Below are 12,814 nucleotides of genomic sequence, written 5' to 3'. Positions count from 1 at the left end.
TTTTGGAGCTGCATGGCAGCCCCAAGACGCGGGCGATCAATCCACCCGCACGAACACCTGCTTGGCCATGTTGTTGCCGCCAATCGACTCCAGCCGCTTGCCGCCATCCAGCACGCGCACGTTGATCAGCGCAACGCCGTTGGCATCACGGGCCACGACCACATCGTCCTTGCGCTCCCACTCGTCGACCTTGATCTTGTTGCCCGCAGAGACGATGTAGTCACTGGAGAACTCGACCGTCTGCTTGCCAGCGCTGAAGCCCATCACGGTGGTCTCGGCCTCGTAAGTGCCATCCAGTGCATCGTTGCCGCAGCCAGCCAGTACACAGAATGGCAATGCTGCCAGCACGTATTTGAAGCGACGCATAGGTATTCCTTGTCAGTCATTCATCTAAAGAGGCGGCGGCACACCTCGCGCCCTGAGCGAAAGCCGCGTGCCGCCAGAACGGCAATCAACCCTTGGCGGTACCCACCAGGGAGTCGATCAACATCGCCGAGGCGGTATCGCCGTTTTCCAGCACCAGCTGGCGAATGGACTTGCCGAACCCTGCCAGCGGCGTGTCGAAGGTGAAGTCGGACTTGCCCTGGTAGCTGGCAGCGAAGCGAATCACGTTGTCCGACCAGCTCACGCGGTGCCCGCCTGCAGCCAGGTTGTAACCGTCGAAGAAGGCTGCGGCCACGGGCGTGGTGCCATCGACATCCGCCGCATTCAAGTTCGCGCCAGCCGCGATCAACGCCTCGGCGTAGCTATGGTCGCGCTGGGCCATGCAGGCGTGCAGGGCCGTCTCGCCACCGTAGGCCTTGGCGTTCACGTCACTGCCCTTGAGCAGTGCCTGGAACAGCGCTTCTGGTTGTTGACCCGCGCCACGGCGACGTTGCAGCTCGCCGGCTTTTTTGCAGAAGGTCGACAGCGCGGTGTCGCCATAGACGTTGTGGGCCTTGAGGTCTTCCTTGCCGGCCAGGGTGATCATGTGGGCGAAGCTGCAGCTGTTGTAGTCGCTACCTGCCAGGCAGTCGATCAGGCGGGTGTTGCCGTTGACATCCCGGCCCATCGGGTCGGCGCCTATCGATACCAGGTAGTCATAGGCGTTATCGGCGGCCCCGACGATCAGCGGCTTGTTCTCATGATGAATACGTTGGTTGACGTTGATGCCGGAGCTTTTGAGCAGGTAGGCAAAGGCGTCCAGGTCCTTGATCTCTTTCGCCCAGTCCGAATTGCGCGCCTGGCCTTGCGCGGCATCCCATACGCGCATGGCCATGGGCGAGGTGTCTGGCGGGCTGTCGATATCACGCACCTGGGCATACCCAGGCTGATAACTGACCCACACGCCCACTTGCTTGTCGTCCTTGTAGCTGCCCTTCTCCGCCACCGTGCCGGCCGGCCAGCCGCGGACAAAGTACATCTCGGACAGGCCGTTCCTGTTGCCTGCGCTGTAGGTGACCTTGCTGGCCGGTACCGACGTGCCATCGGTGAACGCCGTCCAGGTCTCACGCACGCCTTCGAGCTCGCCGGCCTTGTAGGTGGCGCGGTCTTTCAGGTTGCCCTTGTAGTCATAGTGCTCCACCGGGCCATCGAGTTTGCCGGTACCGTCACTGGCAAAGGTTTCCAGCAGGGTGAGCTTCTGCTCGCCGTCGATGACCCGCCACTCCCGCTGGGTGCCGACACGGATGGAGGGCTTGCGGAAATCAACGGTCGGAAGCACCGTGCTGTCAGCGACCTGCAGGCCGGTGGCGCAGTCGTAGCTTTGCTCGCTGCGGCGGCCGCCTTCGAGGGTCAGGACGTTTTCCAGATGGTCGGCGAATTCACCCTTGCACCAGGTTTTCTTGGGGCCGACGAAGGCACCGTCCTGCAACTGGCCTTCGACCAGCAGCTTGCCATCCTGGTCGAACTCCTTCCATTCCCCGACCGCCTTGCCGTCTTCCACCTTGAACGACTGCAGTACCCGGTCACCTACCTTGTGCACCACGGTGCCATTGAGCCGCTCGCCGGACTTGCGCTCCAGGTACAGCGCATGTGGCGAACCGACAGTGCCGGTGTAGCTGGTGACTTCGTCGAAGTTGTATTCGGAGTTGCAGCCTGCCAAGGCGGACGCCAGGGCACAGAGAACGAAACGCTTTTTCATGAATATCCTTGTAGAAATGCGTGCGGGCTGGTGCTGGGCATGGCTTCGCCAACGCTCAGTACTGGCCGGGGTGTAACGGGGTTATGCAGTGGCGGGCAGTGCGGCTGGAGGGGCCTCTATTAGAAGCGCATCAAGAAGCTGACCATCCCTGTAAAAACGCTCTGGGATGCGGGTTTTGGCGAGATTATACATAGCGGCCTAATAATGGCAAAGCTAATGGTCTATTCGCTGCTGGCTTTGAAACCTGTGGGGCCGCTTCGCGGCCCCAGTTGGCTCAGACAGCCATCAACTGATCGTCCAGATCCGTCAAGGCTTCGCCAAAAAAGGCCTTGAACAAGTCCGTCGGCCGCTGGTTTTCCAGTAACCCAAAATGCTCTCCCAGTGCACGGCCCGTGCGCAGGATCAACTTCGCGGTTTCAGGCTTCGCAGTATCAGGGTTGCCTGCAAACCCTGAGCGCACCAGCAACTCGGCAGGCGATACCGAATGCTCAAGTGCCAGCTCGGCAACCTTGCCACTCAGGTACACGTTGGTCAGATACACCTGCTCGTACTCGTCACCTGCAATGAACTGCGCAACGCCGCCACTGAGCACTTCCAACCCTCGCGCGCCCCCCTGCGCGATACACGCGAGCTGCTCGAGGTTGAAACTGACCAGGTCGAACTCGCGTGCCTGCAAAGGTGCACAGTACGCTTGTGCAGTGTTGGCCGTGCGCCCCTTGACCTCGACTTGCCACTGCCGGAAGTCCTTCAGGCTTACGCTGTGCCCGGCAGCCTGGCTGCAGTGCAGATAGTCGATGAACACCTGCGGGAAGGTCACGCTGGTCGGCACCCAGGTCGAGCGGGTGCTGCCGCCCCCGGCGCCTTCACTGGCTGCAGGCGCATAGGCAGCCTCTGGAAGCAGGCAGCGCAGGTCATAACCCAGCATGAACAACGCCGCTTCGAAGCTGTGGCTACGCGCCTGCAGCGAACCATCGAACAGCTGCCCGGCGCCCGCCAGTGTGGCCTGGATGATCCACCCCAGCTCGACCTGGCTGCGCGCCCACGCATACCCCGGCACCGCCTTGGTGAAGAACTGCGGTGCTTTTGCAAAGCCCAGCGCCCCCGGGTCACGGACTTGGTCACCGCGTGCCTCGCCAGACGGGAAACGCAATTGCGCAGGGGTGGTTTTGCCTTGGCGGTACAGCGCATAGAGCATGGCAATGGCGGCGCCGACCCGGCTGTCGTAGATGGGCGAGCCGGTGGTGTCGATCAGCGAGTGGATCTTGGCCAGCCCCGCATCGAAGCGCTGGATGCTGCCGGCATTCAGCGCAGAGAGCGTTTGGCCTGCGCCCAGGTCGAACAACGGTATGCACGCCTTGAGGTAACTCACCAGTTGCTGTTGCTGGCGTAGCGCCCCCAGGAACGGGATGGCCCCGCGTACACCGCCCCACTTCAGTACGGCGCAGCAGGCGTTGTAGGCCGCATCATCGCAGCCTGACGCCAACGCTGCCGCCAACCGGCTGCGCAAAAGCTGCAACGAGGCGGTGGTGCTGGCCCAGTCCATGGACGTAACCCACTGCCCGGTTTGTGCATCCTGCCAGGCACTGCCCCAGCGATACAGCGCGAGCACCTGTTCGATACCCACCACCCGCTGGTTCAGGCCGCCCTTGACCTGATGGCTGGGCTTGAAGCGCAGGTGCACAGCCAGTGTCGGCAAGTTGACCTGAAGCCATTCGATGAAGCCACGCACATCCGGCTGCGCAAGAAACGTGTTTCGATCCATCTGTTCACTACACCCTACAAGAAGATTTTCTGCTGTCTGCGGCACTGTGCATTCAGTCCAGGTTCAACCACGGCTTGAGCTCCGCCCTGTTCGCCAGCACCAACTGCTGCGCCTCGGGCCTTGCATCATGCACGTTGGGGTTCACCTGGAAGCGCTTGACCACATACTTCACCAGGGCCTGCGAGCTGCGCACCAGCAACTGGCCGTCGGCCATGCCGAAGTCCACCTCGATGATGGCCCGCTGCGCCTGTGTCAGGCGCTCGTCCGGCTTGAAGATCACATCGACCGGGGTGTTCCACTCAAGGTCATGCTCGATGCCGTTTTCCGTTTCGGCGTCGTGCAGCTCTGGTACACCGCGCAAACGGCTGAGGACGAAGTCGCGGTACATGCGGTTTTTTTCGCAGTAGGCCCGCACATGCCAGCGCATCCCGGTGTACACCAGGGTATGCGGCGCGATGGTACGGCCTTCCGGTTCCGGGCTTTTGAACGAGACGTACTCGATATCCAGGCGCCGCTTCTCGCGGCAGGCCTTGAGCAGCGGCCGCAGCACCTCGGGCTTGACCGAGCGGTCCGGAACCTTGAGCACCTCGGTGTGGGCGTAGGCCAAGGCCAGGCCTTCGATGTGTGGTGCGCGCTCGTTGTTCTGGTTGAGCAGGTCGAGGTAGGCGCTGGCACTGTCGTCGATGAACAACGGCTTGAACTGCCGCGTCGGCACGTAGCCTTTGATCTGCTTGTCGTACACCAGGTTCTTCGACGCGTAGTCGTTGATGTAGGTGTTGATGTCCTTCGAGGCCTGCTGACGGCTGATGCCGAAGCTCTGCATCAGGTGATTGGTGGTCAGGCGGCCTTCCCACCAGACCACCGTTTCAATCAGACGGTAGCGCAGGGCCAGGTCCCAACGGGTTTGCTCCATGCGATGCGTGCGTTTCATACGGGTTCCTGCGTGAGGAGCAGCAGTGCATGCTCAGCCAACTTACGTGTCGCTAAATATTACGTGTCCACCCAGTTTTAATGCAAGGCTGGCTGGATATGTAAACTAACCAGGCATATGCAGCCCAGGCCACCCTGGCGACTCGCACACCCCCTGGTACCGCGCCCACGCCCCGCAAGCTGCGCCCATGCGGGCAAAACAGCTGCCATGTCGCCTTTCATCACCCCTTCAACTGCCCTGAATAAACCAGCAAAACCTGCACCATTCCTTTACCTGTACAAGTCTCCAATATAGACATGTAGCCAAACTAGACATATCTTCTCGCTACAGGCAAACCGCCACTACTCAAGGAAGCAACCATGGATGCCCTCGAAATCACCCTGCTTGGCACAACCGGCATCACCCTGCTGATGGCCTGCCTGACGCATGCCCGCCAGGGTGAGATGTGGAACCTGCTGCAAGGCGATCGCGAACTGGAGCGAACCGCGCGCATTCACAAGCAGGAGAACAACGAGTTGCGGTCTGCCCTGCGCGCCGAGCGCGAGCATGTGAGCCAGTTGCGCCGCCAGGTGCAGCTGCTGCTGGGGCTGGTGCCGGAAGGTTGAGGCCTGCCCCCGCCTGCATGCCCGTATACTCGTTACCAGCACCCTTCACGGAGCACGTTCATGCCCTACCCCATCGAACACAAACTGGTCATCGGCGTGGCCTCCAGCGCTCTCTTCGACCTCACCGTGTCTGACGACATCTACAAGACCGAAGGCGTCGAGGCTTACCGCCAGCACCAGGAGCAGAACCTGGATGAACCGTTCCCGAAAGGGGTCGCCTTCCCTTTCATCCGCCGCTTCCTCAGCATCAACCAGGCATTCCCCGATCAACTGCCGGTGGAAGTGGTGCTGCTCTCGCGCAATTCGCCAGAAACCGGCTTGCGGGTGTTTCGCTCCATCAGCCACTACGCACTGGACATCACCCGCGCCGCGTTCATGTCCGGCCGCTCGCCCCACGAGTACATCCCGGCGTTCAACGCCTCATTGTTTCTCAGCGCCAACGAGGACGATGTGCAGCGCGCCATCGACGCCAGCTACCCGGCCGGCCTGGTGCTGCCGACGCGCATCTATGACGACGAGATCGATACCGAACTGCGCGTGGCCTTCGACTTTGACGGGGTAATTGCCGATGACGAGGCAGAGAGTGTGTACAAGCAGAATGACAACCTGGACGACTTCCAGGCCCATGAGCGAGCACGCAAAGCCATCCCCCACCAGCCTGGGCCGTTGGCCGACCTTTACCGCAAGCTTTCACACATTCGCACGCTCGAAGACCAGAAGCTGGCACAAGACCCGGACTACAAACGCATCCTGCGCATTGCCATCGTCACCGCGCGCAACGCACCGTCGCACGAGCGGGTGGTAACCACGCTGAAGGATTGGGGGGTGTCGCCGGATGAATGCTTCTTCCTTGGCGGGATGGAAAAACCCCGGGTGTTGTCGATTCTCAAACCCCACGTGTTTTTTGATGACCAGCGTAGCCACCTGCAATCGCCGGCGGGGGATTTGCCGATGGTGCACGTGCCGTTTGGGGTGGCGAACAGGGCGCCGGGCAAAACCAGTGGTGTCCGCTTGGTGGAAACACGGGCACCACTGGCTGAACGCTTACCGGCACCTAAACAAAGGTGAACGTCAGCTGGCTCACAATCGCCATGGCCTTGGGCTGGATCGACGCACTGACCTTGTCATCCAGCGCACCGTGAAGGTGAAGGTTGACCAGGTTGTCGGCAATCGCCCGCTCCAGTTCCGCACCTGGGTTGATCGGGTAGCCAAAGGTCACCGACAAGCTCGCGCCCGGCTCGACCTTCTGCTTGTCCGGGTTCCAGAACTGCACGGCCAGGTTGGCCGAATAGCCGGCTGGCAGAATGAACACCGCACCGGTTTGCGTGCCATCGCTGCCAAGCGTCAGTGGCCCCAGCAGCACTGGGGTCTGTAACGGGGTCACGGTGTCACACAACACGCTCACCCGGGTACCGGCCAGCCCCCTTGCGGACAGGGTGATGGTGATTGGCGCGGTGGTGAAGTTCGCCGGCACGTTCAGTTGCTGACGGCGTACCCACGGGTCGTCACTGACCAGCGCCTGGGAGCGAATGCCGAAGGTCGGGGTCTGGCCAATGAACTTGGCCAGGTCGAGCCAGTCCCGCACCTGCGGGAGCGGGTCAGGATGGGCACCCGCGCTCACTTGGGCAATCAGGTTGAAGTAGCTGTCAGCCGGCAAGGCCGGCGGCTTCCAGAGGAAGGCCTGCTCACCTACACCGATATGCCCTGGTGGTGCACTGGCCTGCGTGCAGTCCATGCCATCGACCGTGGTCAGCGCGTTGCCCCTGAACGTTGCCGGCAGCAACAACACCTGGGCCGGCGCGAAGTACAGGGAAAGCGCGTTACTCTCGGTCTCGCTGCCGCCGTTCATGCCACGCAGGTAGTAGTAGTTGCGCGCGGCGGCGACCGGCTGCACGTTGTAGGCCTGCTCCCAACTGCTGACCGTGCTGAACACGCTTTGCGCGTTGTCCACCGGCTGGTCGCTCTGGATGATGTCCGGGCACAGGCCCAGCGGCCCCTTGAACGGCACACTGCCGGTGGAAGCCAGGTTGTTGCGCAGGTAGAGCGTCTGGCTGGCGGGCTGGCTGCTGCTGAACAAATTGACGACTGTTTCGCTCATGACGTTTAACTCCCTGTAATCATCAAATGACGTGCAAGCCGTCAGCACCCAGCGGCACCACCGGGCGTGGACGAATATCGGCGCCCTCGGTGCCGGCATAGGCCCGGTGCAGGGCATGCGACATGGCAAAGTCCACCAGGCCCCGGTCCAGTGCCTCTTGCAGCTCCTGCGGCGAGCCGTCGGAGAAGTACGTCGGGGTGATGTCGATCGAGGCGCCCGGCTGCGAGTCGGGCCCGTTGTTCTTGTACAGGTTGAGGGTGAGCAGCGCGCTGAAGCCCGGCGACAGTGTGCAGCGCACGCCAACGAACTGCCCCAGGGCAGGCATGGCGACGTTGTCGATGGCGATCTTGTTGCCCTTCGAGTCCAGCTGGCTGCAACTCATCGACAGGGTCCAGCCCGTGGTCGGGAAGCCCATGTTGGTGACCTGCAACGAGTATTCGCGGCTGCCTGCGGTCACGTCGCTGGGGATGATCAGCTGCGAGGCCATTTGCCGGGTGGGCGAACGCCCGGACTGCATCGACACGTTGCGCCAGCCGAACTGCAGGTTGTTGGTGATCAGCGCAGCCATGTCCAGTTGCGAGAACACATCCGGGAACGGGTTACCGGCGTTGTTCATCCAGGTGATGAAGCAATAATGGTCACTGCCCCCGGTTGGCGGTTGCGGGTTGCTCCAGACAAAGGTGTCGGCCGTCACCCCGATACTCGACGATGCCAGGTTGACGATCGATGAGTCGTAATGCGGGTTCGTGCCGTCCGGGTGGTCGCGGTCCGTGGGGATGCCGTATTTGGCCCACTCGCTGGGCCACTGAATGGAGGCGCAAGGGACCCCGTACAGCAGCACCTTGGTCGAGCTGCTGACGGCAGCGCCATTGCGCCCGCGTACATAGATGTAATTGGGTGTGCCTTGGGTAATGGTGCCAGGCGACTGTTGCGCATAGCTGTTCGGCGTGGCCAACGCGGTCAGGAAGTTGGCCACTGGCTGGGTGCCCGCGATCCAGATATCGGGCGATGCCGACAAGGGCGAACTGGCCGGCACCGTGCCCTCGCTGCTCAGGTTGGGGCGCAGGTAGATGCCTTTGTCGTAGGCACCTTGCAAGGCGGCTATCCGGCTGGGTGCCTGCACGGACGGCCCGCGCAACACCTGGCCATGGCCGACCACGGGTGGGTTCTTGGTTACGATCAACATTGCCAAACTCCTTTTTGACTACATCGAACGAGTACCGGTGCGCAGCGCACTGGCATCGACGAGGGTGGGTTGGGTTGCAGCAGACACCGACACCACATTGAGCACCGTGGTCGAGGTGTAACAGATCACATCGAGGGCCGCCTGGCCCGCCAGCGAAAGGCCTTCGGTGGCCAGTACCACTCGCTTCAGACGCAAGGGTTTGCACACTTCCGGCAGGCAAGGGACGATGTTCAGCGCCACGACCGAGGCGCTTTGCCCAAGCGATGCGGGGATGGCCGCGCCGAGGTGGCCCAGGCCATACAGGAAGGTCGCGACCACACCCATGTCGTCGCGGTTTTCAGGCATCTTGTTGGCGCCCAGCACAAAGATCCCGTCCAGCAGCACGCCTACGCAGGTGTAGATCCACAGCGTGCGGCTGGCGCCGTCGGCGGTGGCGCAGCCAGGCACGCCGCTGGAGAAGATCCACGGGCAACTGCACAATTGCGCAGCGGTCTCCAGGGTGAGCGCGACGTAGGCGACGATCGCTGGCGGCCCTGCCTCCGGTGGCATGATGTCGCCCAGGGCAGTGAGGCTGCCGTAGAAGAAGTAGGCCACCGAGCCCAATACCCCGGTCAGCAGCGCGAGGTCGCGCGGCAGGCAACCGCTCCAGCCATCCTCGGCCTGCGCCAGCACCTGTCGGCCAGCCGGCTTGAGCCCGGTGGCGGTGAGCAGCGTGTCGGCATTGAACGCGGCCTTGAAGCGCAGCACGCTCGCCTGGTCCGGGAACGGCGCCTTGTTTTGCAGGATCTTGAACAGCACCGTGCCCGGCACCGCCAGCACCAACGACATCAAGTCCAGGGTGGTGAGGTCCGAGCCGTTGGTGATCAGCCGGTACAGGTCACTGACAAACGGAATGTTCCACTTGGCGTTCATCAGCGTTTTGAGGCCCGCGATCAGCGTCGCGACCGTTTTCAGCATCGCATCGATCACTGCCTGCACGCCCGACAGCACCGCCTGCAGCACCCCTTCGACCACGCTCATCAACGCTGCCAGCAGCTTGCGGAAGATCTCGTCCGGCGCCGTGCCCAGGTCTTGCAGGTACACCAGCGCCTGGGCGAACGCCTGGGACGACTCGGTAAAGTCGACCAAGTTCGCCAGCGCCTCCATGAACTTGGTGAACGGGCCGTCGGCCTCCTGGATCAGCGCCGCGGCAGCCATGCTCGACTGCGCGGCCGGCGCGTTGTTGATCAGGCCGTTGTAGACGATGTTGTTGGCCACCGCCTTGGACGTGGCCGGGTCATCCGGCGTATTGGCCTGCTCGTACCCACCCAGGCTGTAGCTGCCGGCCAAGGTGTTGCGGGCCTCGGCGAACCACTGCTGCAACTGGCTTTGCAAGGTGTTGATGCTGCCATCGACGATGCGCTGGATACCCCCGGTGGCGCCGACCAGGAAGTCGAAGCCGGTGTTGACGATGTGGGCAATGGCGTCATGTGTGCGCAGAATGTCGCCCCAGTTGAACAGAAATGCCAGCCATTCGTAGAGCTGCTGGAAGAACACCTTCACCGCCGAGAACACCGCCTCGGCCAGGTCGAACGCTTTCTCGACCGTGTCCACCAGGGTTTCGAACAGGTAGGTGACGCCGTCGACCACAAAGTGAAACGCCGCCTGTATCCCGGCACTGACCGTGGTCACCACGAAATCGACCACCTTGATGATGCCCTGGGCGACCCCGGCAATAAAATCACCGATGTCGGTCAACCAGCTGAACCACCCGCCCGACAGCGAACTGCTGCGCAAGGCCATCAGCAGCCCCGACGCCGCATCGGCGGACAAATCGGTAAAGCGCACCTCGCCATCCTGAACACTCAAATGCCAGTGCTGCTCCGGCACCAGCGCCAGGTCGAGCAAGCGCGCGCCTGCAAGCGCATCGCTACGCAACGAAACCCCAGCGCGAGGCCGGCGCGGGTCTACATACGGCGTTGCCGCCGAAGCCTTGCGGTACAGCGGGCTTGCCAACTGCATGCTGCGGCTGACCGCCTCGGCCACCGCGTTGGCGGTTTCCTGCTTGTGGTACTGATCGCGCAGCAACGGCGCACCACCGGCCAGCTTGGCGTTCATCAACTCCTCGCCCGTGGTGACGCTGAGCCTGTCCTGCACCTCGGCATCCTGACGGATCTCGATGCGCTCGCCGGGTGACATCAACGACGGCACCGCCACCAGAATCGCCGGAGCCGCCAACGCACTGACCTGCTGGGCAATCGACAGCACCCCGGCGCTGTTGGTCAGCAACCGCACCGGCCGGCGCGGCGTGGCGTAGTAGACCCCACCATTGATGGCCAGCCGCGACGGCTCCTCGGTCCATACTTCGACCGGCGTATCGGCCAGTGGCGTGCCCACTTCACTGAACAACGTGACATCCGTGCTGTACGAAGCGAAGTCCTCGATCTTGCCGCCCGCCTGCACCTGCAGCGCCGCAATATTCCAGTTACCGCTGAGGGTTTCGCGGGTGAGTTGAGTGACGGTGTTTTGCTGCGCCTGAATCGCGAACACCGCCAGCCCGCCGTCTTCCACCGTCGCCTGAAACGACTGCACGCCGTTGTATATCGGCGTCGGCTGCGACCAGCCGGTGGCTGAAGGGGCGCTTTGGCTGGCGTGGTACAGCGTATTGTCCACACCCAGCAAAAGCGCATTCAGCGCCGGGCGCGAAGGCAGCACAGCCACCTGCTTGAACGACGACGCCACCGTCAACTGCGCCCAGCTGTACGGCTGCTTGCCACCCCCGACCAGGCAATAGGCATTGCCATCGGAAAGAACGGCCAGCACCTGGGTATTGCCCACCTCATCGGTCGCCGCCGCCACATCCAGGCTGCGGAAGTTGGCGGCAATCGCCGGCCGGTCGAGCTGCCCGGTGCTGAGGGTGTATTCGAGGATGACCGTATCGAACACCGAGAACGCCACATTGGCGTCGCTGTTGCCCGTCCACACCGCGTTGAGGGTCTGCAACTGCAAGGTGGTGCCATTAAGCGAGGCCGGTGCACGCCCAGCCCACACGCCCCAGCTGAAGTTGTACAGCGTGCCGACCAGGCCCTTGGCTTCGATCAGCACCCCGATGTACAGCTTGTTGTTGATGCGCGTGGTGGTGATACGCGCAATGCGGATGGCATTGGAAGGCAACGGCACATCGATCATTTTCACCGCCGACCAGCGCGACGCCGATGTGGGCTGCTCGACGCAGTACAGCAGGTTGGTGCCTTGGGCGGCGAACAGCACGATGTCGCCGCTCGGGGTCAGGCCGGTGGCGATCACCTCACCGGTCAGCCCGGTGGCTGTCGCGCTGTTGGCCGTGGTGCTTTGCGGGTCGGGGTAGATGTTCCAGACCTCGGTATTGCTGCCGCTGGTGAACAGCTCCACATCGCCACGGCCATTGACGATGGCCGATGCCGAGCTGCCACCGTGCACCGCACTGGCCACGCGGTAGTTCTGCATGAAGCGCGATTCTGGGACGACGGTGACGGGGGTACGGGCGTGCGGGGGCGACGACGCTAATCTTTCCATGATTTGCTCCGGGGGGCAGGTTGGTCCATCGACGGAGAGAGTAGGAGCGTTTTGACAGGGGGCTTCGTTTATTTTGGAATACAGAGGGTAGCGATTTGCTATCAGCTTCTTCTATGACGCTTCCACACTGCCTGTAGGAGCGGGTTTACCCCGCGAACACCGGCAACGCCGGTGCCATACCCCGCCAGTGGCGTGGAAGGGTCCTTCAGCGCAAGTGCCATTCTTGAACTGCTCACGCGACGCCTGGTATTCGTGGCATTGAATGAGGGCCAAGTGATTGCCACCGCCAGCCTTGACGCAGATGTGGTCAGGAGTGTGTTCGTTGACCCTGAATATCAGGGGAGTGGGGTCGGCAAGCAGATGATGGAGGTGATCGAAAATGAAGCGATTGCCCAAGGGCTGGAAAGGTTGCGAGTGCCCTCTTCCGTTACTGCTGAAGGGTTCTATGCAGGGTTGGGGTTCTGCAAGGTGCGGGATGCGTTTTATGGCGAGGAACGTACGATTGTGATGCAGAAGCGGGTGATAGGGCAGTGATTTAAATGCATGTTCTCAATCTGAAAAATCACGATATTAACA

At 62.2% G+C, this 12,814-nt stretch carries 10 protein-coding genes; 3 read left to right on the top strand and 7 right to left on the bottom strand.

Features of this window, described 5'->3' with window-relative positions:
* Positions 1-36: 36 nt before the first annotated feature.
* The 4 genes from NP534_RS10550 to NP534_RS10535 form a co-directional block, all read right to left on the bottom strand.
* Complete coding sequence (locus tag NP534_RS10550) at positions 37-366, bottom strand: hypothetical protein (RefSeq protein ID WP_033697085.1); 330 nt, start codon at positions 364-366, stop codon at positions 37-39.
* Positions 367-451: 85 nt separating this feature from the next.
* A complete protein-coding gene (locus tag NP534_RS10545) occupies positions 452-2,122 on the bottom strand; it encodes a hypothetical protein (RefSeq protein ID WP_033697082.1) in 1,671 nt (556 codons plus the stop codon).
* Positions 2,123-2,396: 274 nt separating this feature from the next.
* Positions 2,397-3,884: a hypothetical protein gene (locus tag NP534_RS10540; RefSeq protein WP_274098681.1), complete on the bottom strand. Its 1,488-nt coding sequence runs from the start codon at positions 3,882-3,884 to the stop codon at positions 2,397-2,399.
* A gap of 52 nt (positions 3,885-3,936) precedes the next feature.
* Entirely contained in the window at positions 3,937-4,815 is an 879-nt protein-coding gene (locus tag NP534_RS10535; RefSeq protein ID WP_274098680.1) for a helix-turn-helix transcriptional regulator, read from the bottom strand.
* Between the two features lie 359 nt (positions 4,816-5,174).
* Here NP534_RS10535 and NP534_RS10530 point away from each other — a divergent pair, with 359 nt between their 5' ends.
* On the top strand, positions 5,175-5,420 hold the full coding sequence (locus NP534_RS10530) for a hypothetical protein (RefSeq protein WP_274098679.1): 246 nt from the start codon (positions 5,175-5,177) through the stop codon (positions 5,418-5,420).
* Between the two features lie 60 nt (positions 5,421-5,480).
* Positions 5,481-6,488: a 5'-nucleotidase gene (locus tag NP534_RS10525; protein WP_274098678.1), complete on the top strand. Its 1,008-nt coding sequence runs from the start codon at positions 5,481-5,483 to the stop codon at positions 6,486-6,488.
* Here NP534_RS10525 and NP534_RS10520 read toward each other — a convergent pair.
* From NP534_RS10520 to NP534_RS10510, 3 genes are read right to left on the bottom strand one after another with little or no spacing between them, the layout of a single operon-like run.
* Positions 6,475-7,518 carry a hypothetical protein gene (locus tag NP534_RS10520; RefSeq protein WP_274098677.1) on the bottom strand — a complete coding sequence of 348 codons (1,044 nt, stop codon included), beginning with the start codon at positions 7,516-7,518 and terminating at the stop codon, positions 6,475-6,477. The two genes, NP534_RS10525 and NP534_RS10520, sit on opposite strands and share 14 nt — an antisense overlap.
* Before the next feature lie 22 nt (positions 7,519-7,540).
* Positions 7,541-8,704 carry a hypothetical protein gene (locus NP534_RS10515; RefSeq protein WP_274098676.1) on the bottom strand — a complete coding sequence of 388 codons (1,164 nt, stop codon included), beginning with the start codon at positions 8,702-8,704 and terminating at the stop codon, positions 7,541-7,543.
* Between the two features lie 18 nt (positions 8,705-8,722).
* Positions 8,723-12,238 (bottom strand): hypothetical protein, encoded by a 3,516-nt coding sequence (locus NP534_RS10510; RefSeq protein ID WP_274098675.1) that lies wholly within the window; start codon positions 12,236-12,238, stop codon positions 8,723-8,725.
* Between the two features lie 171 nt (positions 12,239-12,409).
* On the opposite strand from NP534_RS10510, the gene NP534_RS10505 reads away from it, so the two are divergent.
* Positions 12,410-12,772 carry a GNAT family N-acetyltransferase gene (locus NP534_RS10505; protein ID WP_337994316.1) on the top strand — a complete coding sequence of 121 codons (363 nt, stop codon included), beginning with the start codon at positions 12,410-12,412 and terminating at the stop codon, positions 12,770-12,772.
* The last annotated feature ends 42 nt before the right edge of the window (positions 12,773-12,814 follow it).

Source organism: Pseudomonas sp. 39004 (genome assembly GCF_028682155.1).
GTDB classification, from domain to species: domain Bacteria; phylum Pseudomonadota; class Gammaproteobacteria; order Pseudomonadales; family Pseudomonadaceae; genus Aquipseudomonas; species Aquipseudomonas capeferrum.
This window is presented reverse-complemented; position numbering and strand designations above follow the sequence as displayed.

What these genes read in the sequence shown, in the direction of transcription:
- NP534_RS10550 (WP_033697085.1), bottom strand. Translation starts at nt 366, where the DNA reads ATGCGTCGCTTCAAATACGTGCTGGCAGCATTGCCATTCTGTGTACTG.
- NP534_RS10545 (WP_033697082.1), bottom strand. Translation starts at nt 2,122, where the DNA reads ATGAAAAAGCGTTTCGTTCTCTGTGCCCTGGCGTCCGCCTTGGCAGGC.
- NP534_RS10540 (WP_274098681.1), bottom strand. Translation starts at nt 3,884, where the DNA reads ATGGATCGAAACACGTTTCTTGCGCAGCCGGATGTGCGTGGCTTCATC.
- NP534_RS10535 (WP_274098680.1), bottom strand. Translation starts at nt 4,815, where the DNA reads ATGAAACGCACGCATCGCATGGAGCAAACCCGTTGGGACCTGGCCCTG.
- NP534_RS10530 (WP_274098679.1), top strand. Translation starts at nt 5,175, where the DNA reads ATGGATGCCCTCGAAATCACCCTGCTTGGCACAACCGGCATCACCCTG.
- NP534_RS10525 (WP_274098678.1), top strand. Translation starts at nt 5,481, where the DNA reads ATGCCCTACCCCATCGAACACAAACTGGTCATCGGCGTGGCCTCCAGC.
- NP534_RS10520 (WP_274098677.1), bottom strand. Translation starts at nt 7,518, where the DNA reads ATGAGCGAAACAGTCGTCAATTTGTTCAGCAGCAGCCAGCCCGCCAGC.
- NP534_RS10515 (WP_274098676.1), bottom strand. Translation starts at nt 8,704, where the DNA reads ATGTTGATCGTAACCAAGAACCCACCCGTGGTCGGCCATGGCCAGGTG.
- NP534_RS10510 (WP_274098675.1), bottom strand. Translation starts at nt 12,238, where the DNA reads ATGGAAAGATTAGCGTCGTCGCCCCCGCACGCCCGTACCCCCGTCACC.